18 protein-coding genes are annotated in these 23,848 nt (G+C 63.5%); 9 read left to right on the top strand and 9 right to left on the bottom strand.

What is annotated here, in order from left to right; all coding sequences use genetic code 11:
- The first annotated feature begins 43 nt into the window (after positions 1-43).
- Complete coding sequence (locus IB266_RS03715) at positions 44-880, top strand: AraC family transcriptional regulator (RefSeq protein WP_192260210.1); 837 nt, start codon at positions 44-46, stop codon at positions 878-880.
- 53 nt (positions 881-933) lie between these two features.
- Entirely contained in the window at positions 934-1,536 is a 603-nt protein-coding gene (locus IB266_RS03720; RefSeq protein WP_192260211.1) for a LysE family translocator, read from the top strand.
- Between the two features lie 107 nt (positions 1,537-1,643).
- Here the strand turns inward: IB266_RS03720 and aldA are convergent, their stop codons facing one another.
- The 4 genes from aldA to IB266_RS03740 are packed head-to-tail and all read right to left on the bottom strand — an operon-like array spanning position 1,644 to position 6,397.
- Positions 1,644-3,077, bottom strand: a complete 1,434-nt coding sequence (gene aldA, locus IB266_RS03725; RefSeq protein ID WP_192260212.1) for an aldehyde dehydrogenase — start codon at positions 3,075-3,077, stop codon at positions 1,644-1,646.
- 11 nt (positions 3,078-3,088) lie between these two features.
- Positions 3,089-3,889: an aldolase/citrate lyase family protein gene (locus IB266_RS03730; protein WP_192260213.1), complete on the bottom strand. Its 801-nt coding sequence runs from the start codon at positions 3,887-3,889 to the stop codon at positions 3,089-3,091.
- Positions 3,890-3,900: 11 nt separating this feature from the next.
- Complete coding sequence (rhmD, locus tag IB266_RS03735; RefSeq protein ID WP_060742260.1) at positions 3,901-5,085, bottom strand: L-rhamnonate dehydratase; 1,185 nt, start codon at positions 5,083-5,085, stop codon at positions 3,901-3,903.
- A gap of 16 nt (positions 5,086-5,101) precedes the next feature.
- The gene (locus IB266_RS03740; RefSeq protein ID WP_060742261.1) at positions 5,102-6,397 is read right to left on the bottom strand and encodes an MFS transporter; all 1,296 of its coding nucleotides are present in this window, start codon (positions 6,395-6,397) and stop codon (positions 5,102-5,104) included.
- A gap of 126 nt (positions 6,398-6,523) precedes the next feature.
- Here IB266_RS03740 and IB266_RS03745 point away from each other — a divergent pair, with 126 nt between their 5' ends.
- Both IB266_RS03745 and IB266_RS03750 read left to right on the top strand, forming a co-directional pair.
- Complete coding sequence (locus tag IB266_RS03745; RefSeq protein WP_060742262.1) at positions 6,524-7,468, top strand: LysR family transcriptional regulator; 945 nt, start codon at positions 6,524-6,526, stop codon at positions 7,466-7,468.
- Between the two features lie 128 nt (positions 7,469-7,596).
- Entirely contained in the window at positions 7,597-12,720 is a 5,124-nt protein-coding gene (locus IB266_RS03750) for a dermonecrotic toxin domain-containing protein (protein WP_192260214.1), read from the top strand.
- Here IB266_RS03750 and IB266_RS03755 read toward each other — a convergent pair.
- Both IB266_RS03755 and IB266_RS03760 read right to left on the bottom strand, forming a co-directional pair.
- A complete protein-coding gene (locus tag IB266_RS03755; protein WP_192260215.1) occupies positions 12,689-13,645 on the bottom strand; it encodes a class I SAM-dependent methyltransferase in 957 nt (318 codons plus the stop codon). The genes IB266_RS03750 and IB266_RS03755 overlap by 32 nt on opposite strands.
- 86 nt (positions 13,646-13,731) lie before the next feature.
- A complete protein-coding gene (locus tag IB266_RS03760) occupies positions 13,732-14,415 on the bottom strand; it encodes a murein L,D-transpeptidase catalytic domain family protein (RefSeq protein ID WP_060743207.1) in 684 nt (227 codons plus the stop codon).
- Positions 14,416-14,577: 162 nt separating this feature from the next.
- On the opposite strand from IB266_RS03760, the gene IB266_RS03765 reads away from it, so the two are divergent.
- Positions 14,578-16,140, top strand: a complete 1,563-nt coding sequence (locus tag IB266_RS03765; protein WP_192260216.1) for a L,D-transpeptidase family protein — start codon at positions 14,578-14,580, stop codon at positions 16,138-16,140.
- A gap of 2 nt (positions 16,141-16,142) precedes the next feature.
- Here IB266_RS03765 and IB266_RS03770 read toward each other — a convergent pair whose 3' ends face one another.
- Complete coding sequence (locus IB266_RS03770; RefSeq protein ID WP_192260217.1) at positions 16,143-16,772, bottom strand: NAD(P)H-dependent oxidoreductase; 630 nt, start codon at positions 16,770-16,772, stop codon at positions 16,143-16,145.
- A gap of 82 nt (positions 16,773-16,854) precedes the next feature.
- Here IB266_RS03770 and IB266_RS03775 point away from each other — a divergent pair, with 82 nt between their 5' ends.
- From IB266_RS03775 to IB266_RS03790, 4 genes are all read left to right on the top strand, one after another.
- The gene (locus IB266_RS03775) at positions 16,855-17,478 is read left to right on the top strand and encodes a TetR/AcrR family transcriptional regulator (protein ID WP_192260218.1); all 624 of its coding nucleotides are present in this window, start codon (positions 16,855-16,857) and stop codon (positions 17,476-17,478) included.
- 549 nt (positions 17,479-18,027) lie between these two features.
- Positions 18,028-20,589 (top strand): nitrite reductase large subunit NirB, encoded by a 2,562-nt coding sequence (gene nirB, locus IB266_RS03780; protein WP_192260219.1) that lies wholly within the window; start codon positions 18,028-18,030, stop codon positions 20,587-20,589.
- Positions 20,589-20,975, top strand: a complete 387-nt coding sequence (nirD, locus tag IB266_RS03785) for a nitrite reductase small subunit NirD (protein WP_060742269.1) — start codon at positions 20,589-20,591, stop codon at positions 20,973-20,975. The genes nirB and nirD overlap by 1 nt, the downstream gene beginning before the upstream one ends.
- A 119-nt stretch (positions 20,976-21,094) precedes the next feature.
- Entirely contained in the window at positions 21,095-21,535 is a 441-nt protein-coding gene (locus tag IB266_RS03790) for a CBS domain-containing protein (protein WP_003202071.1), read from the top strand.
- A 9-nt stretch (positions 21,536-21,544) separates the two neighbouring features.
- Here IB266_RS03790 and IB266_RS03795 read toward each other — a convergent pair whose 3' ends face one another.
- Together IB266_RS03795 and IB266_RS03800 are read right to left on the bottom strand one after the other, a co-directional pair.
- The gene (locus IB266_RS03795) at positions 21,545-22,582 is read right to left on the bottom strand and encodes an AraC family transcriptional regulator (protein WP_192260220.1); all 1,038 of its coding nucleotides are present in this window, start codon (positions 22,580-22,582) and stop codon (positions 21,545-21,547) included.
- The gene (locus tag IB266_RS03800; protein WP_192260221.1) at positions 22,579-23,493 is read right to left on the bottom strand and encodes a GGDEF domain-containing protein; all 915 of its coding nucleotides are present in this window, start codon (positions 23,491-23,493) and stop codon (positions 22,579-22,581) included. The genes IB266_RS03795 and IB266_RS03800 overlap by 4 nt, the downstream gene beginning before the upstream one ends.
- Between the last annotated feature and the right edge of the window lie 355 nt (positions 23,494-23,848).

The raw sequence follows: 23,848 nt of genomic DNA on the forward strand, positions 1-23,848 counted from the left end.
GCGGTTAATCTGCTTCGGTCGGATACACAAAACGAGGCGGCTCATGGCGGCACGCAACTGGATCGATCTCAAGCAGGACGCCACGTCCGGTATCGAGACCGTGCGCGCGCATTTCGAGGGGCATGCCTATGATCCCCACTGGCACGACAGCTATCTGGTGGGCGTGACCGAGCAGGGTGTGCAGCAGTTTCATTGCCGTCGCCAGCAGCACAACAGCACGCCGGGCAAGGTGTTCCTGCTCGAGCCCGGCGAGTTGCATGACGGCAACGCGCCCCACGACCACGGGTTTACCTACCGCACGTTGTACCTGGAACCCCAATGGCTGGAGCGCGAATTGCGTTCCTTGTTCGACGTGGCGCCGGACAACGCCCAATTGGGATTCGCCGCCACCCTGACCGACGATGCGCGGCTGGCGAGTGCCACGGCCCTGGCCTTCCAGAGCCTGCATGAGCAGGAAATCCGCATCGTGCGCCAGACGGCCCTCGATACCTTGTTGGCCAACCTGACCCAACACCTGCACTGGCGCGCGCGGATCAACCCGGATCCGCGGTTGCCATTGGTGGCGCAGCAGGCCCGGGATTACCTGCACAGTCACCTGAGCGACGACATCGGTCTGGACGATCTGGCGCAGGTTACCGGTGTGGATCGTTTTCGCCTGAGCCGTGCATTCAAGGCGGCTTTCGGCCTGGCCCCCCATGCCTATCTGATCCAATTGCGCCTGGCCCGCGCCCGGCGCTTGCTGGCCTCTGGCGAGAGCGCCGGGGCGGTGGCGGCCATGCTTGGTTTTGCCGACCAGAGTCACTTGGGGCGCTGGTTCCAGCGTGCCTATCGCCTGAGCCCGGCGGACTACCGCAAGCGCTGCTCAATTGTTCCAGACTGAGCGGGCCTTCGTGGGGATGATCGAGTGACGATCATTCACCGAGACGTTGCTCCATGGACCAGTTACTGCCGTTTGCCTTGTTCGCCTTTGTCGCCTCCATTACCCCGGGCCCAACCAATATCCTGGTGCTGAGCCATAGCTCGCGCTTTGGCCTGGCCACCACCTTGCCGATCATTCTGGGTGCCTGCGCCGCGGCGGCTTTGCTGGTGTTGCTGGTGGGCACCGGATTGGGCGACGTGCTGGCGCGCCACGCCAGGGTGCAGACCGTGCTGTCATGGGCCGGCATTGCCTGGTTGAGCTGGATGGCCTGGCAGATTTTTCGCGCCCCGGCCCAGGCCATCGACCCGGACCGTCCGGTTGAAGGCCCGCGACTGGGCCTGGCGGGGGCCGCCGGGTTGCAACTGGTGAACCCCAAGACCTGGATGATGGCGCTGGCGGTGGTCAGCGTGTTTGCTGGCGCCGAGGCCGACCGTACGGTCCGGGTCCTTTGGCTGTCCCTGGCCTTTTTCGCGATTTCCATTCCCTGCATGACCGTCTGGGCCTATCTGGGCCTCGGCGCTGCCCGGTTCTGCCGTTCCGCTGTGGCGATGGGCCGGTTCAATCGGACCATGGCGGTGTTGTTATTGGCATCGGCGTGGTTGACCTTGGTGGTCTGAGAGATAGGAGGACTGGGAAGAGTCATTGTGGCGAGGGGGCTTGCTCCCGCTGGGTGCGAAGCGCCCCCAGACAGGCAGCGCTTCGCCAAGCCTCGGTCTATCGCAAGTCAGCTTTGCAAGTACACCGCATGGGTATGGGTGTACTCATACAAACCATGCTTGCCATCGGCCCCACCAATCCCGGATTTACGCACGCCGGCATGGAACCCCTGCATGGCTTCGAAGTTTTCGCGGTTGACGTAGGTCTCGCCAAAGTCGAGGCCACGAATGGCGTGCATGGCCCGGCTCAGGTCCCGGGTGTAGATCGAAGAAGTCAGGCCGTAGTCGCAGTCGTTGGCCAGGGCGATGGCCTCGTCCAGGTCGTCAATGATCTGGATCGGCAGCACCGGACCGAAGATTTCCTGACGCATGATGTCCATTGATGCGTTGCAACCGGCCAGTACCGTGGGTTGGAAGTGAAAGCCGCTGGAGCGATCCGCCACGCTGCCGCCGCTCACCAGGCTGGCGCCTTGGCTGAGGGCGGTTCGAACCTTGTGTTCAACGCTGTCCAGGCCCTGGCGGTTGATCAGCGGACCCATCTCCACATCGGCTTCGGCGATCGGGTCGCCGTAGCGGGTGGCAGACATCGCCGCGCTGATCCGCTCGATGAATTGATCGGCGACCTTGCGTTCCACGTAGACGCGTTCGGCACAGTTGCAGACTTGCCCGGTGTTGATGATCCGTGAATCGCGAATGGCTTTCACCGCCAGCGCCAGATCGGCATCCGCCAGCACAATGGCCGGGGCCTTGCCGCCCAGTTCCAGGTTGAGCTTGGTAATGTTCGGCGCCGCCGCCGTCATGATCCGTGAGCCGGTGGCGACGCTGCCGGTGAAGCTGATCATGTCCACGCCTTTGTGACCGCTCAGGGCAGCGCCCACCTGGCCGTCGCCGCATACGACATTGAACACGCCGGGTGGCAGGTCGGTCGCGGCGACCAACCGGGCGAATTCGAAGCAGTTGTTCGGGGTTTCTTCGCTGGGCTTGATGACGATGGTGTTGCCGGTCAACAGCGCCGGGGCCATCTTGCGAGCGATCAGGAAAAACGGAAAATTCCACGGCAGGATCCCGGCCACCACGCCCAGGGGCTTGCGGAACAGGAAGATGTTTTCACCGGGGCGGTCGCTGGTGATGATCTCGCCTTCGATGCGCCGGGCCCATTCGGCCATATAGTCGAGATAGTCGGCGGTGAAATTCACCTCCACCTCGGCCAGGGCACTGATCTTGCCTTGCTCCAGGGTGATGGTGCGCGCCAGGTGGGCGACGTTTTCCCGCAGTTTGGCGGCGATGCGGCGCAGGTGTCCGGCGCGTTCGATGGCCGGTTTGGCCGACCAGTCTTTCTGCGCGGCACGGGCGGCAGCCAGGGCCTGATCGACGTCGACGGCGTTGGAAGCCGGGACCCGGGACAGCAGCGCCCCGGTAGCCGGGTTGAACACATCCAGGTGCGCCTCGCTGTGGGTGAACTGGCCGTTGATGAAGTTCTGGAACACAGGAACGGATGACATGGCAGTGTCCTTCAATAAGTGCGCGATGACGCTTGAACAGTGGCGGGTTCGCGGTAGTGGGAGAGGGTGGCAATGGCACTCTGACGCAGCAGGCTGATGTCGATGGCGACGGCGATGAACTGGCAACCCCAGCCCTGATAACGGCGGGCGTCTTCTGCGTTGGGTGCGAGGATGCCGCAAGCCTTGCCGGCCGCGAGGGTGGCATTGACCGCGAACTGGATACGTTCCTGGACTTCGGGGTGACCAGGATTGCCCGCATGGCCAAGTCCGATAGACAGGTCGGCGGGGCCGATGAACACCGCGTCCACCCCTTCGACGGCGGCGATGGCCTCGACGTTCTCCACACCGGTGCGCGACTCCACCTGGACGATCAGGCACAGCTCTTCATGGGCCGTGGTGAGGTAGTTGGCGACGCCATCCCAGCGGGTGGCGCGGGTCAGGCCTCCGCCGACACCACGCATGCCGTGGGGCGGATAACGCATGGCGCGCACCAGGGCCTGGGCTTGTTCAGCGGTCTCGACCATGGGAATCATCAGGGTCTGGGCGCCGACGTCCAACAGCTGCTTGATGAGGTTGGCATCGCCGGTCACCGCTCGCACCACTGGCGCGGTGGCATAGGGCGCTACGGCCTGGAGCTGGCTGAGCACGCTGGGCACGGTGTTGGGGGCGTGTTCGCCGTCGATCAGCATCCAGTCGTAACCGGTGCCAGCGACGATTTCGGCGGCGTAACCGCTGGCGAAACCGGCCCAGATGCCGTACTGCGTATGCTTGGAGGTCAGCGCGGCCTTGAAGGCGTTGTGGGGCATGGTCATGGTGGACTCCTCTAGCGGTTATAAGGCCTATGCAGTTGGCACTCAGGGTTCAGCGTCACGCCGAAGCCGGGCTGATCGAGGACCGACAGCCGCATGCGGCCTTGCACCGGTACCGGCTCGCCCAGCAATTGCGGGTGGAACATCGGCACCACTTCGTCCGCCTTGGGCGCCATCATCAGGAACTCGGCGAACGGGCTGTTATGCCGGGTGGCGACGAAGTGGTAGCTATAGACCGAAGAGCCGTGGGGGATCACCAGCGCGTTGTGGGCGTCGGCCAAAGCCGAGATTTTCACCAGTTCGGTGAGCCCGCCACACCAGCCGACGTCGGGCTGGATAATGTCGCAGCAGCCCATTTCCAGGAGCATGCGGAAGCCCCAGCGGGTGGCCTCGTGCTCGCCGGTGGTCACCAGCATGCCCTTGGGGACGTTTTTGCGCAGCGCCGCGTAGCCCCAGTAGTCGTCGGGCGGCAGGGCCTCTTCGATCCATTTCAAGCCGTGCTCATGGGCGCCGACCGCGAGTTTGGTGGCGTAGTTGAGGTCCAGGCTCATCCAGCAATCGAGCATCAGCCAAAAGTCCGGACCGACCCGTTCGCGCATCGTCGCCAGTGCCTCGAGATTCTTGCGCAGGCCTTCTTCGCCTTCGGCCGGGCCGTGATGCAAAGGCATCTTGCCGCCGATGAAGCCCATTTTCTGCGCCAGGTCAGGCCGTGCACCGGTGGCGTAGAACTGCAACTCATCGCGCACCGCGCCGCCGAGCAGTTGATGCACCGGTTCCTGGCGGATCTTGCCGAGCAAGTCCCAGAGCGCCAGGTCCACGCCGGAAATCGTGTTGATCACCAGGCCCTTTCGGCCGTAATAGAGCGTCGATTGGTACATCTGGTCCCAGATCTTTTCGATGTCGGTGACCCGGGCTCCCTCGACGAATCGCGCTAGGTGCTTCTCAACGATGTAGGCCGCCGGCTCGCCGCCGGTGGTCACGGCAAACCCGACCGTGCCATCGTTGGCCTCGATCTCTACCACCAGGGTGCCGAGTACGTTGATGCCGAAGCTGCGGCGACTCTGGCGGTAGTCCGGGTATTTGCTCATCGGTGTGGCGATGTGATCGTCGATCCAGTGGCCGTCCGCCTGGTCGTGATAATCCGCGCCGCCGCCTCGCAGGACGAAGGCGCGGACGTGTTTGATAGTGGGGATACCCATTGTGCAGCTCCTTGAGTTAAACCGTGGCCGGTGTGTTCGAAGCGCGTTGGCCGGGGGAGTGGATGCCCAGTACCAGCAACGCGGCGATAACGGTGGTGGCGGCGAGCAGGTAAAGGCCGGCCGCAGGAGAGTGGAAGGCGCCTTCGGCCCAATTCTTCAGCACCGGGGCAATGAAGCCGCCGAGGGCACCGAAGGAGTTGATCAGCGCAATGCCTGCCGCAGCGGCACTGCCAGCCAGGTAACTGGAGGGGAAGGTCCAGAATACCGGCTGCACGGCGATGAAGCCGGAAGCGGCGAAGCACAGGGCGATGATGCCCAGAAGTGGGCTGGACACACTGACCGAGCAGGCGATCCCGGCGGCGGCCATCAATAGGGTCAACGTAGCCGTGCGGCGACGCTGGCCAGTGCGGTCGCTGTAACCGGGAATCAGGTAGGCCGCGCACAGCGCACAAACCCACGGAATAGCCGTGACCAGACCCACCAACAAGCCAACCTTGCTGCCCAGCAACCCGGCCACTTGGCTCGGCAGGTAAAACACTACGCCGTAGACGCTGGCCTGGATCAGCAGGTAGATCAGGCACAGGTAGAGCACCGAAGGCTGGCACAACACGCTGAGCAGGCTGCGGCCATGGGATTGTTTGTGTTGGTCCTCGGCATCAAGCAGTTCCTGGACCTGGCGGCGCTCTTCGAGCGTCAGCCATTTTGCATCGGCGGGGCGGTTGTCCAGGTACCAGTAGGCCCACACGCCCACCGCCGACGCCATCAGGCCTTCCACGGCGAACAGCCATTGCCAGCCGTGAACACCGACGAAACCGTCCAGCTCCAACAACAGTCCAGACAGCGGGCTGCCGAAAATGAACGCCAGCGGCGCACCGAAATAGAAGAAGCCCATGGCCTTGCCCCGGGCCGCCGAGGGGAACCAATAGGTGAGGTAGAGGATCACGCCGGGGAAGAATCCGGCTTCGGCCACGCCCAGCAGGAAGCGCAGCACGTAGAAACTGGTTTCGTTGTGGGCGAAGACCATGGCCGCCGACACCAGGCCCCAGGTGACCATGATCCGGCACATCCACAACCGCGCGCCGACGCGGTGCAGGATCAGGTTGCTGGGCACTTCCAGCAGTGCGTAACCGGCGAAGAACACGCCCGCACCAAACGCGAATGCGGCGTCGCCGATACCGGTGTCGGCCTGGAAGGCCTGTTTGGCGAAGCCAACGTTGGCCCGGTCGAGAAAAGCCATGATGTACATCAGCAACAGGAAGGGCAGCAGGCGCCAGGAAATCTTGGCCAGCACAGACACAGGAAGAGTCTTCATCGCGGGAGTCCTTTAGCAGGTATTTGTTCTTATGGGCTGGACTGTACGGCGGGCGATTGATGCGTTACAAATCGAATCTCGCTAACAATCGATACCCTCAAGGTATCGGTAATCAGAGGCCAATCCATGACCCATCCCGTGCTGTCACGCAGCCTGTTCAACCGTCTGCGCTACAAACATTTGCACATGCTGGTGGCCTTGAGCGCCAGTCAGAACCTGCACCGGGCTTCCCAGAGCCTGAACATGTCGCAACCGGCAGCGACCCGGATGCTGCACGAGATCGAGGACATGTTCGGTTGCGACCTGTTCGAGCGCATGCCCCGGGGCATGCGCCCGACCGCCCTGGGCCAGGAGCTGATTCGCTTCGCCGAATTGGCCCTCAGCGGTCTGGACCGCTGCGCCGAAGACCTGCTGGCCCGTCAGCAGGGCGGTTATGGCTACCTGTCCATCGGCACCATCATGGGGGCGGCGCCGGACCTGGTCATGGACTCCATCGCCCGGATCAAGGCGCTCAATCCGCAGCTGCGGATCCGCATCATGGGGGACACCAGCGACCAGGTGATCCAGTTGCTGGAGCAGGGCCGCATCGACCTGGCCATCGCCCGGCGCAACGCCTCCACCGACAGCGAGCACTATGACTTCGAGCAACTGGGCAATGAACGACTGCTGGTGGTGGTCCACGCCGGCCATCCCCTGGCCCGGCGCAAAAAACTGGACCTGGCCGAACTGGTCAGCGACTGGCCGTGGATCCTGCAGCCGGAAACCAGCCCGGCGCGCATCGGCCTCGATCAAGCGTTGCAACGTCTTGCGCTGCCGACGCCCGCAGACATCATCGAATGTAGCTCGGTGTATTCCATGCAACAGCTGATTCAACTGACCGACGCGATCATGGTGCTCTCGGAAACCGCCTTGCGCGATTACCTGAAGATGGGCCTGGTGGTGGCGCTCCCGGTGGCGCTGGACGTGCAATTGGCGCCGTTTGGCTTGTTGCGGCGCAAGGGGGAGCCGGTGAGCCGGGAGCTGGGGTTGTTCATTGATCTGCTGCGCACGCAGGCCGCGGCGGGAAGGTAGCGCCTGAGCGCTTGCTGCGCTGACGCCCGCAACCCCTTGCAACGGTTGCGCGGTTTCAAAAACCGATCGGTTTGGAGAGCATCGGCCACGTCAACGCACTCAATCGCCCCCAAGGATGGAGGTCCACCATGTCTACCCTCGATACCCATGTCGAGTTTATCCAGGCCAGGCTGCCCGCCTGGCTGAAACGAGCCCCACGGCCCCAGCAGGAGCGCTTCAGGGTGCTCACCCGGCAACTGCAACACGACAGCGATGTACTCAACGCATTGCTCAAGGACCTGCCCACGCCCTATGCCTTTACCCTCGACCTGCTCAAGGAGCAGCCGCAGGTGCAAGGCTGGAGCCAGGTCAATGGTCGCGGCGATGTCGCGGATGCGCTACGTCGGGCAAGGGTCCGGCGCAGTTCGTTCGTCACGGACCCCGCGCTATCGGTCGTCGAGGCGGCCATGCGCAACTATCCTCCCGACGATGCAGTCACCGGCAGCGCGTTCGATCGAAAAGGCGAACTTTTCATCAAGGGCAAGCCCGGGGAGTTCTATCGTTGGGGCGCCCCAGCGGATACCGCGCCGCTGCCCATGACCCCGGCCAGCTTCGCTCGCCTGTGCCGCAGCGTGGATGTGGGCGGGGCCTACCGGCGCTCGCTCGAATGGCGGCTGCCGCGTATCGGCCATCAGGTGCCCATCGTCGCCACGGCCTACATGGCCTATGCCCGCAGCCAGCTCGCCTATGATGCCTACGAGGCGAAGCTGGATGGACGCCTGGACAACACCGGTGAGCGCTTGCTGGCCCACGTCGGCGTGCAGTTGGAAGATCGGCCCGTGGCGCCGCTGGCCTGCGAGGTCAAGGCGCTGGCGTTGCTATCGGCGCCGTTGTTCGGCGTTCGGGTGTACTGGGGACTGGAAGGAGATGCCAATGGTGTTCGCCCGATCGTGCTGCACATGCCCCATGATGCAGTGGCACCGCTCAAGCAGTTTCCCAGCTTGCAGGCACTGTCGGCCGAGCTGACCGAGCGGGTCCGCAAACGCAGTTACCGCCAGACCCTGTTGCGTTATCTTCCGCTGCGTCTACAGGCCAGCCTAGGATCGGCCCTGCACGATCAGGTGGAGTGGAAGGTCACGGACAACCTCAACCTCTTCCAGGAAATCCATGCCCGCATCACCGGTTGGCGCGAGGGTGAGCGAGGCGAGGACGGCAACCCTCGACGCATTCGGATCCCCACGCCCAAGGTGGCCTGGGGCCTGGATGACCTGCGCGAGGATCCCTGGCACTCCACCTACCATGAATGGCGCGGTCATACCTTGGCCAACGCCTCGGCGTTGATGGTCCCGACCCGGGACCAGGACTGGCGGGCGCTGCTGGCCCGCCTTGAATACTGGGAAAGCCTGGTCGAGCGTTCGCTAATGGTCGCCGCGACCTTTTTCCCGTTCTGCGCGCCGGTGGGCATGGTTGCCGCCGCGGTGGGCGGGGTGCGCCTGGTGTATGAAATCTTCGAAGGGATCCAGGCGTTCAATGAAGGTCACGCGCAAGAAGGTATCGAGCATATCTTCAACGCCTTGTTCGGGGTTGCCCAGGGCGCTTACCTGGGCTTCATTGGCGCAGCCATCGAGCCCATGCCCGTGGCTGACGGCACCACCCGCCTGTGGAATGGCGACGTGCGCGCCTTCGAAGCACAGCGCTTGCCTCCGGTGGAGGCCGAGCAGGACGCCTGGGGCGTCTGGCGCACCGTTGACGAGGCCTGGGTGCGGATCGAGGATCGTTACTTCGAGGTCCAAGGCACGCGGGACAAGGTGAATCTACGCCTGCCTCCCGGGCATAGAGGCGTTGCACCGCCGCTGGAATGGAACCGCACGCGAGGCTGGCAGTGGGCGCATCGCAACCCCTTGCAGCGAAGTGGCCTGGAGCTGTTGCGAACCTTCGCCGAGACGCCCGCCGAACTCGACGACCCTACGATCCTGGCCTTGCAACGCCAGGTCGGTATCAGCGAAGCGCATCTGCGCTACCTGCAAGTGGAGGCGCGGCCAATGCCGGCCATATTGGCCGATGCCCTGGACGAGGCCCGGAACTGGCAATGGGTGCGGCACACCATTGAACGCCTGCGTCGTGGCGAAGCGCCGCAAGGGATGCATTTTCGCATCGTCCAGACCCTAGTGGAGCTGCCGGGTTGGCCGGAAGACATGACCTTGCGCTACCACGATGGCGTCAATCTCTACCCGGTAGGCGATACGGCCGACACCCGCTCCATCCTCCTGACCAAAACCGACCTGGCCCACGACGCCTGGGCCGCTCGCATCCTGGAAGGCCTGAGCAGCGATGAGCAAACCGTACTGTTGGGGCAAAGCAGTATCGGTTTGCAACCCCTGGAGCAAAGTCGCCTGTTGGCCAGCCGTTGGGCCGCACGTCTGGAGCGCGACGCCGAGCGGGTGACGATGGCCATGGGCAGGTCCACCCGGCTCGATCCACTGGCAGCGCCCTTGGTCCAGGCATTCCCGAGCCTGCCTGAATCCATCGCCAACGAGCTCGTTCGCGACGTGACAGGCGATGACCGGCTGCGCTTGCTCAAGGGGCGGGTGGCTGGCGACCTCGGCAGGCGGGCGGCCGAAGCGTTGCGTGAGCTGCGCTTGAGCCGTGCGTTGCGCGCCTTGGAACGTGGCGAAAGCAGCGTCGATCGGGATCGCATCGTCATGGGGCTGCTGGCGGATATGCTCAGGCTGCGCGGTCGCCTGCACCTGCGCCTGTGGTTGCGCGAGTTGACTGATCCGGTCGAGTTGGGGGACGCCGGGCCGCTGAAAGTCATCCGCCAGGAAGGTGAACGGTATCGCCCCTTCGACGAAACCGGCGAAGAACTGGCGAACGCCGTGGCCCTGGAGGCTGCGCTGCTAAGCGCCATGCCGGACGAGGCTCGCAGCGCCCTGGGCCTGAACATCTGGGAGGCGGACCGGCTGCGTAGCCAACTGCTGGCACAGGCCCTGGAAGACCGGCAAGCCCTGCGTCCGTACCTGGCGATGCGTCGCCTGGGTAGCCTCGGGTCTCGTCCGCAATGGCTGAACGGACACCTGGTTTACCCGCTCAGCGGCCGTGGCCGGCTGCCGTTGCAGGAGTGGCAAGGCAGCCTGCGTCAGCGCCTGGAACGGCTCTATCCCGCCCACGCGGGCAATGCACTGGAACGGCTGCAGCTTGGCCTGACCGAACAGGCCGGGCTCGAGGGCATCAGCCTCAACGACGTGATCACCCGCCTGGAGCACGAATGGACCACTTTGGACGAGGGGCTGCGTCAATGGGTCGACCAGGAAGGCTTTCATCATCCCGCCGAACAGGTTCTCGACCGTGAGGCACTGGTCGCGCAGCGCCAGGTCATCGCGAGGGAAATCCGCCGGGCCTGGCAACGCGCGCCTGACCCGGGCCGGGAGGGCGCAGAGCTGGTGCTGCGGATAGAGAACATCAACATCGGAAGGCTGCCGCCCATTCCTGTTCGTTTCGAGCATATCGAATCGGTGGTGCTGGCTAACCTGGAGCTGGTCGAGGATCCTTCAGACTTCCTGCGGATGTTCCCCGGCATCGAATCGATGAATCTGCGGGGCAATCACCTCACTGCCGTCCCCGTTGCGGTAAGTGAGTTGCGGGCGCTGGTGGATCTGTCATTGGCCCGCAACCCGTTGCACCTGAACGCGGAGGTGTTTGCCCCGCTGCTGGGCGACGATCCCACGATCCCGTTATGGACCCTGGACCTGTCCGGGATCAGCAGCGGCGCGGCATCGGGAACCAACGCCGAGGTGCTTTCCGCCATTGGCAGCCTGGCTTCGCTACCGTCCCTGCGTGAAGTCATATGGACCGACAATCTGGATTTCACGCCCGAGCAGTTGCAGGCCCTGACTGCCACATTGCCCGACCTGCGGGCGCTGAACCTGGCACGCTGTGGCCTGCGGCTGGACGAGGAGGGCAGTGCCTTCCTGCGCAGCGCCACCGCTTTGCAGGAACTGCGCTTGAGTGGAAACAACTGCCGGGACCTGCCGGAGCTCCCCGAGCTTGCAAACCTGATGACGCTGGAACTGGGCAGGACCGGCCTGGATCGGGTGCCCGCGTTGGCCTTGGCGGTGCTGGCCAGGCATTCCGATGTGTTCATCTCCGATACGTTCGTCGTCGATCTCAGCGGCAACCGTATCACCTCTATCCAGGATGACCTGCTCCCTGCGCTCAACCGTTTGCCGAGCCTTGACACACTTGGAGTCTGGCTTGACGACAACCCCTTGCCCAGCGCCCAGATCAATGCCCTGCGCAATGTGTTTCCCGAGGCGTTTCGCTACACCGTCGACGAGTGGCTCTATATTTCTGCCTCGCTCCAAAGGGCACTGGAGGTCGCCCGTGACGACCCCGGGATGCGGAGTTTCATTGATTGGTTTTCTGGTCGCGTCCGCGAAGCCGACGAGGATTCCCCCGCCGGACTGGCGTTTGGCGTTCGCCAGAGGGCCGGGGCGGTTCTGCAGCGCTTCATCGGTTATGGAAACGTCTATGGCCGCCTGCCTACCTTGATTGGCGATTTCGATGTGCAACTTCGCCAACTGCGCACGCGCTTGCAAATCCGCAGCCAGGACAGGCAACAACCGGACATCGGCGAGCTGGAGGTGCACTTCACGATGTTCGAGTCGGTGATGCGTGCACGACTGGCCCGGGACGGGGCGCCGTTTGCGAGTTTCCTGGCGGAACACCTTTCCCATTGGGACTTCGCGCTGATGGACCGCTTTATCGATCCGGTGCAACGCCAGGCGCAAATGAGCCGGGAGGCGTTCATCGATTGGCTCAGCGACGCCCAGGATACGTTCAATAGCAACGATCAAACCCCACGTACCGGCGAGATGACCTGGCGACCTTACCTGGGGTTGATGTCCCGCGACTGGCCCGAAGGACTGGCGATCTGGGAAACGGTCGATGACGATTTGGTGAATGCCTTCAGCGAGCCCATCGATCCGTCCCGCTGGCCCCAGGTCATGCTGGACAATCTGGTTTCGCCGGACCCCGGATTACCCAGCCCCTTGGAGCCGGTCACCGAAGGCGAGCGGATCGTCTGGCGTCGCGCGGGGCTCGAAGCCGTCGCCGATGTGGATTGGAGGGGTGGCCAGCCGGTGACACTCAATGAGGATCAGCTACGCCGCACCATGGCCATCTACCGTTCGGTCAAGAGCCGGGAGGTCGAGGCCTTGGTGCGCCGGGTGACCAGGAGCCTGGTTACCGCCTGGTGGCCGGTGCTGCCGCTGTGAAGACCAGCGCCTTCAGGCCACATTGCACGTCGGCATCGGGAAACTCCGGTGGGTTGGCCAGGCGCTGCACGAACGTCAGGCCGGGGGCTTCGCGGGTGACGCCGTCGATGAGGAAGTCCGGGCCGGTGGCCGGGTCATTGCTGCAGGCCATGACCGTGCCGTCGGTCGTCAGCAGTTCCGGCAGGCGGCGCAGGACCCGCTGGTAGTCCTTGGTCAGCAGGAAGCTGCCTTTCTGGAAGGTCGGCGGATCGATGATCACCAGGTCATAGGGTCCGCCGTTGATCACTTTGCCCCAGGATTTGAACAGGTCATGGCCGAGGAAACTCACCTGGCCAAGGTCATGGCCGTTCAGGCGATGGTTGTCACGGCCTCGACTCAGGGCCGCCCGCGACATGTCCAGGTTGACCACATGCCGCGCACCGCCGGCGATGGCCGCCACCGAGAAGCCGCAAGTGTAGGCGAACAGGTTCAGCACGCGCTTGCCGGCGGCATTGGCTCGGACCCAGTCACGGCCGTAGCGCATGTCGAGGAACAGGCCGTTGTTCTGTTTCTTGCCCAAGTCGATCCGATAGCGCAGGCCACCTTCGGTCAGGGTCCATTCGTCGATGGGGTCGCCCACCAGCCATTGGGTGAGGCTCTGGGGCAGGTAGCGGTGTTGCACGGCGAGGGTACGGGCGCCGCTGTTTTTCCAGGCGGGCGCGGCGGCAAGGGCGAGCAGCATGGATATCAAGTCATCCAACTGCGTCGGTTCCGGTTCCTTGAACAACGACACCAGCACAATCCCTTGCAGCCAGTCGACGGTGATCTGCTCCAACCCCGGCCAGCAGCGGCCGCGACCATGGAACAAACGGCGGGTTTCTTCCGGCGGGGACGCCAGGGCTGTCAGCAAATGGGTCTGCAGGTCATGTAGAACTTGAGGGGTCATCAGGCAAGGCCAGCGATTCGAAAGGCCGGCATTTTAACCTGTGGCGAGACAGCTTGCTCCCGCTCAGTTACGCAGCGACGGCCTGTTCAGCCACCGCTGGTAGCCAGAATGCTCGCCACCTGTTGCGGCTGGCAGTTGAGATAGGCCGAACGCTTGAGCCAGCCCGGGTCCGGGTACCAGGAAAACATGAATTGGCCGCCCTTGAGCTTGTCGATCACCTGCCGCGCCACTTGCGGGCGCACGGCCGGACAGCCCTGGCTGCGGCCGATACGCCCCTGGCGCACGCTCCACAGCGGATTCACGTAGTCGGCGGCATGGATCACGATGGCCCGGTCACGGGCCTGGTCATTGAAGCCCGGCTCCAGGCCGTCCATGCGCAGTGAATAGCCGTGGGTGCCCTGGTAGCTTTCCTGGGTGCGGAACAGGCCCAGGCTCGACTGATAGCTGCCCAGGCGATTGGAGAATTGCGTGGCGAAATTTTCCCCGGATTTCTGCCCGTGGGCCACCAGGTCGCGCAGCACCAGCTTTTTCTGGCGCAAGTCGAAGATCCACAAGCGCCGGGCCGTGGACGGTTGCGAGTAGTCGATCACCGCCAGGTGACGGGCCTGGCCGGCGCCATTGGCGACCGCGCATTGCATGGCGCTCAAGGCACTTTTGAGCGCCAGGGGATTGAGTTCCGGCGCTGCCTGGGCGAGGCTGTGGTAAAGCGTTTGCGACTTTGCCTTTTTTTCGGCCAGCGCCGGGCTGCAAATGATGCCCAGGCCCAGCATGAGCAGGCAGAATCGGCGCAAAAAGCCCGATACAGGCGAAGGGGTTCCAACGTGGTGTTCGTTCGCGGCATCCCGTCCGATTTCGTTTGTTTGCATGATGGCGGGTCGTACCTGTCGCAAAATTCACCGTCAACGAGACGGCCATGGATTGGAGTAAAGCAGTTGTTCAAAAAGTCCGCATGTTACCTGAGCCTTTTATTGCTCACTGCGCCATTGGTCGCCACAGCCGAAGACAGCGATCCGGCACTGGTGCAGACCACCCTGGCGCAATTGGCGGCCGCGTGCCCGGACGTCGCGGTGGGTGCCGACTTTCCGACACTGCTCGACTTGCAGGCGTTCTATCAGCAAAACGCAGGCCAGGAAGTCTGGTCGGACGACGAACGACGGGGGGCGTTGCAGGTCCAGTTGCAACAACTGGCCGATGACGGTCTGGATCCCGCGCGCTATGGCTTGCCGGTCGAGGGGGTAACCCAAGTCCCTCATTGTGCCGACATCGCCATCAGCCGGCGCTACCTGCAAGCCTTGCATGACCTGCGTTTCGGCTACCTGCCTCAAGACCGGCTGGAACCGGTGTGGAAGGCCAACCCACCGCCACAGGACCACCCGGCCGTGGTACTGGCCATCGCCGGGCTGGGTCTGCAGAGCCTGGCCGACGCTTTTGAACAGGCGCGGCCGAACCTGGACCTCTACCGCAACCTGCGCGGCCTCTATGCCCGGCTGCGGCAACAGCCTTTGGCCGAATGGCAAGCGGTGCCGGGCGGGCCGTTGCTGCAACCGGACAAACAGGACGCCCGCGTACCCGCCCTGGCCCAACGACTGTTCAACGAGGGTTACCTGAGTACGCCGCCGCAGGTGAGCGACGAGCACTACAGCCCCATGCTGGTGGAGGCGATGAAGAGCTTCCAGGCCCAGCATTCGTTGCAGGCCGATGGCGTGGTGGGGCCGTGGACCGTCACCGAGCTGAACATCAGCCCGGCCATGCGCCGCGAGCAGTTGCGCATCAACCTGGAGCGCATGCGCTGGCTGGCCCAGGACGTGGAGACCGATAGCGTCCTGGTCAACGTGGCGGCGGCGCAGTTGACGGTCTACCAGGGCGGCGCGCCGGTCTGGCAAACCCGCACCCAGGTGGGCCGTGCGCAACGGCAGACGCCGTTGCTCAAATCCCATGTCACCCGACTGACACTCAACCCGACCTGGACCATTCCGCCGACCATCATGCGCGAAGACAAACTGCCCGAGATCCGTCGCGATCCGGAGTTTCTCAGCCGCCACAACCTGCGGATCCTCGATGGCGATGGCCTGCCGTTGCTGGCGGAAAATATCGACTGGGAGCACCCGGGCAATCTCATGCTGCGCCAGGATCCAGGTCCGAAGAACCCGTTGGGCAAAATGGCGATCCGTTTTCCCAATCCGTTTTCGGTGTACCTGCATGACACACCGAGCCAGGCGTTGTTCAGCAAAGGCCCGCGGGCCTTCAGTTCAGGCTGCGTGCGGATCGAGCAAGTGATGCACTTGCGCGACCTGCTGGTAAGCCCCGCCGAACGCGCGCGCACCGACACGTTGCTGGCCAGTGAGTCGACCCACGAGTTCAGGCTGGCCCGGCCCGTGCCGATCCTGCTGGGCTACTGGACAGCACAAGCGGACAGCCAGGGCCAGGCGGTGTATGTCCCGGATATCTACGGGCGTGACGCGACACTGTCTGCCGCCCGTGGTCGTGCGCTCTGACCTCAGGCGCATGCGGTCGCGGGCGCGTGGGTGGTTTCGTCGAGCGTTGCGAATAACCGCTGGCCGATAACGCCGGCGGCCTGCAAATGCTGTTGCGGATCGGCGGTTTCCGAGTCGAGCAAACGCTGGGAACTCACTACCCGGGCACCGCAATAACCGAAAATGCCATGGTCGATCTGCGTGGTCATCGCCTCACCGTAGCCATGGCGTTGGAAGCTGTCGGCATCGGCGCCACCGACTTCCACCAAATGGACCTGCAGGTGCTGCAGCTTCTGGATAAACGGCTTGTCGAGGCTGAAATCGAACGCCCAGCCGTTGGAAAACACCCGGTCGATCCAGCCTTTGAGCAGTGCCGGCATGGACCACCAATAAATCGGATAGACCAACACCAACGCGTCGGCACGGTCGATTCTGGCTTGCTCGGCCAGCACATCCGCGGGCGGCAAGGCCTCGCGGTGGTGCACGGCGTGGTCGGCAAAGCTGAAGCGCGGATCGAAGCCTTCGGCAGCCAGGTCGGCGATCTCGAACGTATCGGCAGGGTTGGCGCGGGTGATGCCCTCGGCGATTTTCCCGGCCAGGCTGTGGGTGAGGGAGCGCGGATCGTGGTGGGCCACAACGATGAGTGCATGCATGGCGAAACTCCTTCTGGTCACGAGGTCTTGATGACAGGTATGCTTAAGTTACGCTTAGTAAGTTACGGTTGGTAAAGTTAGCATGTCAAGCACTGACGAACATCCGCAGGCTTCACCTCGGCGTCGTTTATCCCGGCACGACCGGCAGCGCCAATTGCTGGATGCCGCCTGGCGATTGGTGCGCGAGGAGGGCAGCGACGCCCTGACCCTGGCCCGGCTGGCGGACCAGGCGGGGGTGACCAAACCCATCGTCTACAACCACTTCATTACCCGGTCTGGGCTGCTGGCGGCGCTTTACCAGGATTTCGATGCCCGCCAGACCGCGCTGATGGAGGCGGCCCTGGATGCCAGTGACGCCACCTTGCAAAGCCGGGCGGCGGTGATCGCTTCTTCCTACGTCGAATGCGTGTTGTTGCAAGGGCGAGAGATTCCCGGGGTGATTGCAGCGTTGACCAGCTCGCCGGAGCTGGAACGTATCAAGCGCGAATACGAGGGCATTTTCCTCGACAAGTGCCGCGCGGTGCTGGAGCCGTTCGCCGGCACGAAGGGCATCACCCAGGCCGGTTTGCGGGCGATGCTGGGAGCGGCGGAAGCATTGTCCAATGCCGCCGCTACTGGGGAAATCAGCGCTGACGAGGCGAAGGAAGAGTTGTTGGCCAGTATCGTGGCGATGGTGACCAGGACCGCCGATAACCCTTCAAGCTGACCCACCGCTATCGCGAGCAAGCTCGCTCCCACATTGGTTATTGGATGGACTCATGTTCGGAATTCACCGCAACTCCCCTGTGGGAGCGAGCTTGCTCGCGATGACGGTCTTACGGTGAACGGTGGGTTCGAACGACTGCACTTTTATGAAGCCGCAGGCGGGGTGATCGCACCATCGCAAGGCAGTTGGCGGTGCCTGCGAAACGGCGCAGGAGGCTGGTCAGCTTGCGGTGACTGAGCCGGCGGTTTCGCGGCCAGGCCCGCTCCCACAGGGGATCGTCGGCGAATGCGAGGCTTTTAATACAGTAGCGGATGAGGTTTGGCACGCTCGCTGCAAGAGGCTATTCAGGCCCACCGTGAACACAGTCGAGTGGGCAGCCCCGTCGGTCAACGAAGATCGAGCGCCAGCAGGCCGGGGGACAACGGTAGGTCAAGGCGCAGTCGCCGGGCCGACACCGCACAGAACAGGCAAAGACGCCTGGAACCGCAAGGTTTCAGGCGTCTTTTTTTTGCTTTCAAAATCGTGATGGGCTTTTGTCGGGTGCTTTTTATGAATTCCAACGTTGCTTCTCTGAACAAGCTGCAAACGCTGATCGTGATCGGCAATGGCATGGTCGGCCATCACTGCGTCGAGCAACTGATCGAACGCGGTGCCCTCAATCATTACCACGTGCATGTGTTCAGCGAAGAGCCGATGCGTGCCTACGACCGCGTGCACCTGTCCGAGTACTTCTCCGGGCGTGATGCCGAGTCCCTGGCCCTGGGCGAAGCGTCGTTGTACCAGACACCCGGCGTCACGTTGCACTTGGGCGTACCCGTGCTGGAAATCGACCGCCAGGCGCGCCAGGTCGTCACTGCCCGGGAGCGCCTCAGCTACGACAAGCTGGTGCTCGCCACCGGTTCCTACCCGTTCGTGCCTCCGATCCAGGGCGCCGAGGGTGACTCTTGCCTGGTCTACCGCACCCTCGAAGACCTGGATGCGATCCGCGCCGCTGCCAGTAACGCCCGCCGCGGCGTGGTGGTCGGTGGCGGCCTGCTGGGCCTGGAAGCGGCCAACGCCCTCAAGACCCTGGGCCTGGAAGCCCATGTGGTGGAATTCGCGCCACGGCTGATGCCGGTGCAGTTGGATACCCAGGGCGGCTTGGCCCTCAAGGCGCGCATTGAAAACCTGGGCGTCGGCGTGCACCTGTCCAAGGGCACCCAGTCCATCAGCGCCGGTGAGCAGTACCGTTATCGGATGAATTTCGGCGACGACGATTTTCTGGAAACCGACCTCATCGTGTTTTCCGCCGGTATCCGCGCCCAGGATGCCCTGGCTCGCCAGAGCGACCTGCAGATTGGCCCGCGTGGTGGTGTGGTGATCGACGATCATTGCCAGAGCAGCGATCCGGACATCTACGCCATCGGCGAATGCGCAGCCTGGAACGGCAGCATTTTCGGCCTGGTCGCCCCGGGCTACCAGATGGCCCGCAACGTCGCGGCCCGGCTGTGCGGCGAAAGCGCTGAAGCCTTCACCGGCGCCGACATGTCCACCAAGCTCAAGTTGCTGGGCGTGGACGTCGGCTCCATCGGCGATGCCCATGGCAACACGCCAGGTTCGCGCAGCTTCCAGTTCATCGACGAAACCAGCGCCAGCTACCGGCGGCTGGTGGTGGACGCCGCCGGCAAGCGCGTGATCGGCGCGGTGCTGGTGGGGGACAACAGCTACTACGACACCTTGCTGCAATACATGCAGAACGGCATCGTCTTGCCCAAGGATGCCGCCAGCCTGATCCTGCCATCGTCCGAAGGCGCCCCGACCCTGGGCCCGGCGGCGTTGCCCGAAACCGCGACGATTTGCTCGTGCCACAACGTCACCAAGGGCTCGATCTGCTCGGCCATCGACGGCGGCTGCACCGAACTCGGCCAGCTCAAGTGCGACACCAAGGCCGGTACCGGTTGCGGTGGTTGCGCGGCCCTGGTCAAGCAAGTGTTCGAGCACGAATTGATTGCCCGCGGCGTCAGCGTCGACAAGAGCCTGTGCGAACACTTCGCCTACACCCGCCAGGAGTTGTATGCACTGGTGCGGGTGGAAGGCATCATCAGTTTCGAAGAACTGCTGGCCAAGCACGGTCGTGGTCACACCGGCTGCGACCTGTGCAAGCCGGCGGTGGGCTCGATCCTGGCGTCGTGCTGGAACCAGCCGATCATGGACCCGTCCCTGGTGGCGCTGCAGGACACCAACGACACCTTCATGGCGAACATGCAGAAAAACGGCACCTACTCGGTGGTGCCGCGCATCGCCGGCGGGGAAATCACCGCCGACAAACTCATCGCCATCGGCGTGGTCGCCAAGAAATACGACCTCTACACCAAGATCACCGGCGGCCAGCGCATCGACCTGTTCGGCGCCCAATTGCACCAGTTGCCGGACATCTGGGCCGAGCTGATCGAAGCCGGTTTCGAAACCGGCCATGCCTACGGCAAATCCACCCGTACGGTGAAATCCTGCGTGGGCAGTACCTGGTGCCGCTACGGCGTGCAGGACAGTGTGCAGATGGCTCTGACCATCGAAGATCGCTACAAAGGCCTGCGCTCGCCGCACAAGCTCAAGTTCGCCGTGTCCGGTTGCACCCGCGAGTGCGCCGAGGCCCAGAGCAAGGACGTCGGCGTGATCGCCACCGAGAAGGGCTGGAACCTCTACGTGGCTGGTAACGGCGGTATGCGTCCCCGTCACGCCGAGCTGTTCGCCACGGACCTGGATGACGCCACGCTGATCCGCTACATCGACCGTTTCCTGATGTTCTACATCCGCACCGCCGACAAACTGCAACGGACCTCGGTCTGGCGCGAAAGCCTGGAAGGTGGCCTGGACTACCTCAAGGACGTGATCATCCACGACAGCCTGGGCCTGGGCGCCGAGCTTGAAGCCCAGATGCAACTGGTGGTCGACCGCTACGAATGCGAATGGGCCAACGCCTTGAAGGACCCGGACAAACTCAAGCGTTTCCGCACCTTCGTCAACGACAAGCGCGGCGATCCGGACGTTCACTTCGTCCGCGAGCGCGGCCAGCGTCGGCCGGTTCACGCCCATGAACTCCACCTGATTCCCGTTACCGAGGAGGTGCTCTGATGAGCCAGTCAAACGTCGTTCGTATTCCCGCCCGCGATGTCGCCCAGGAGCCCTTGCAGTGGCGTGCCCTGTGCAGCCGCGCCGACCTGGTGCCCAACTCCGGCGTGGTCGCCTGGCACGACGGCAGCCAAGTGGCGTTGCTCTATCTGCCGGAACATGAGGACAAGCCGCTGTACGCCATCGACAACCGCGACCCCAAGTCCGGTGCGAACGTCATCGGCCGCGGTTTGCTGGGCAGCATCAAGGGTGACCTGGTGATTGCCTCGCCGATGTACAAGCAGCATTTCCGTCTGGAGGACGGCCATTGCCTGGAGTACCCGGAGCAAAGCCTGCGGGTGTGGCCGGTGCGCTTGAATGGCGATGTGGTGGAGATTGGCGAAGACTGATCCGTGAGTTGAAAGCTGAATGAAAACCTGTGGGAGCGAGCAAGCTCGCTCCCACAGGGGATGTTTTAACTGACAGCATGATGTTCGAACATGCCTTTGGCTGAATGTGGGGATGAACAATGAAAACCGCTGCCCAACTGGTGAGACTCAAGAGTGTGCAGAACCAGCAGGTCCACAGCATCGCGCCGGAGCAGACGGTGCTCGAAGCGCTGCAGATCATGGCCGAAAAAAATGTCGGCGCGCTGCCGGTGATCGAGGACGGCCAGGTGGTGGGTGTGTTCAGCGAGCGGGACTACGCGCGCAAGATGGTGCTCAAGGGGCGGTCGTCGGTGGGTACGACGGTGCGTACCATCATGAGTGCCCCGGTGGTCACCGCCGACAGCCAGCAGAGCATCGACCGCTGCATGGAAGTCATGACCGACAGCCACTTGCGGCACTTGCCGGTGCTGGATAACGGGCAGTTGATCGGCCTGCTGTCCATTGGCGACCTGGTGAAAGAGGCGATTGTCGAGCAGGCGGACCTGATCCGGCAGTTGGAACACTACATTCGCGGGCACTGAGCCCACAGTTCAGCCCAGCATCAGCAACTGCCGGATCAAATTCGGCGTGCTGCCGGTCCAGCGCTTGAACGAGCGACGGAAGTTCGCCGTATCGTTGAAGCGCAAGTACTGCGCCACTTCCTCGTTGCTGAACCCCTTGACCTGATACAGATACAAAGCCACGTGGGTGTGCACCCGGTCGACCTGTTGCTGGAACCCGGTGTGGTGCTTGTGCAACTTGCGCTTGAGGGTCGCCGGGCTCATGGCGAAGGCCTGGGCGGTTTGTTCCAGGCTTGGTGTCTGCTGCACATGGGCGTGCAGGTAGTCGTAGAGGCAATCCAGGAAGCTTGACGCGAAGCCCAGTTGGTCGAGCTGGTCCTGGGCTTCGATCCGTGCCACCTGGCCGGCGGTGGCCGACACGTTGGGCCAGGGCTGGGCGAGGCAGTGGCGGGGCAGGCGCATCAGGTCCAGGGGACGGTCGAATTGCGTGTGCTCGCCCAGGTGTACCCAATACTGCTCGACGTAGCGCGGCTCGCTGTGGCGAAAACTGCACTGCCAGGGCAGGCGTTCACCGCTGAGCCAGGCGCTCATCGCCACCATCGAGGTCATGCTCGCCTCCAGCACGAAGCGCCATTGTTCCCCGGCACCGCAGCTGTCCAGCCAATGGACATAGGCGTAGTGCTCGTCCAGCAACAGGCGCGGGGCTGCCAACGGGCTGAGCAGCGCCTGCTGGTCGATCAGGCTTTGCAGGGCCTGATGCAGATTCTGTGCGTGGCGCAAGGCGTGGCTCGCGGGTCCGTAGTGGCCGGGCAACAGCCGCTGGCCAAACAGGAAGCTGCTGTCGCTGGCATCCAGCAGGCGCCGGCTGTTGTCGATCAGGCCGAGGAATTGCTGCGGGCTGATGCGGCTCTGTCCGGCGAGGATATCGTCATGGAACAGTCCGGTGCCGCGCAGGAGGCGATGGCTGTCGATGTCCCGCGACAACGCCAGGTCGATCAGCGCGGCAGGCTGATAGTGCCCCGGAATGAAGCGGCTGTCGGTTTCGTACCAGCAGGTCTTGAGCGTCATGCGCTTTTCGCCAACGTGGTCCGGGACTGGGCCAGTGCCAGGTTCAGGCGTTTGAGCAAAGCGTCGGGGGCTTCGTCGAACGCCATCACCACCGCTGTGCTGGCGGCCAGTTGCAAACGCTCGCTGTGTTGCCGGGTCTTGTGGGCCAGGCTGCGCACCGCGATTTCCAGCTCCAGGGCCAGGCGCCGGGCCTGGCTCTCGCCGGTGTCCGGCAGCAGCATCACGAAGCGATCGCCGGCCAGGCGGCACAGCAGGTCCTGGCGACGCAGGTTCAAGACCAGCAGCTGACTGATCGCTTGCAATACCGCATCGCCTTCGCCGTGGCCGAAGCGTTGGTTGATGGCGGTGAAATTGTCCAGATCCAGGGCCAGCAACGACAGTGGTTGCTGGCGGCGCCGAGTGTCTTCCAGGCTGGCGGACAGTTCGTGCTTGAGAAAGTCGGCGCCCCCCAACGGTGTGAGCTTGTCGAACAGGCGGTGCTCACGGAACAGTCGCTCGCGCTTCTCCATTTGCCCGTTGATCGCCAGCTGTTCGCGGTGCCAGTGATAGATGCCGAGGGTCAGCAGGATCATGCCCACCGGCATGGGCCCGGATTCGAGCCAGTGATCCCAAGTGATGCTGTCGGGCAAGCGGATGAATTCGTCGAGGCTGTCGATCCACCAGGAAAAGAAGATGCAGCCCAGGCCCAGGACCAGGTAGTTGGTCACCCGTCCGGCCGGGCGGCTTTTCAATACCAGCCCCAGCCAGACCAGCGCCAGCAGCGCCGAGCCACCTTCGCCGAGAATATCCAGCCAGACCCATTCGGCGATGGGTTTGAGTTCGCCGCTGGCCAAATGCAGGATCAGCCCGAGGTTGGCCGCCAGCAGAAGCAGGGCGAGTTTGAAGCGGTGCGGGCGAAGCACGGAGAACATGGCCGAAGTCCTTTGCCAGAAGCGGAATGCGGCCCAGCACAGCAGATGGATGTGACAGTGCGGTGACGGCGGGTAACGGGGTGGGGGAGGTCGAATCAGCTCATCCATTGTCTGAACTTTTGATTCATGACATCGCCACCTATCTCATTGTGGAGAGAGAATTTTGTGGGAGCAAAGCTTGCTCGCGACGAAGACGACGCGGTTTATCAAGGAATCGAGGCGCTTGCATCGCGAGCAAGCTTTGCTCCCACAGCGGTGCGACGTTTCGCCAAATTCCTTCGCCCTTCAGATTCCCTGAGCCTGTAAAGCAGGTCATTTCAGCTCATTCCGGCTCGCCAACCCCGCTAAATCAGCC

The organism is Pseudomonas sp. Pdm06, assembly GCF_014851795.1.
In the GTDB taxonomy this organism is placed as follows: domain Bacteria; phylum Pseudomonadota; class Gammaproteobacteria; order Pseudomonadales; family Pseudomonadaceae; genus Aquipseudomonas; species Aquipseudomonas fluorescens_AA.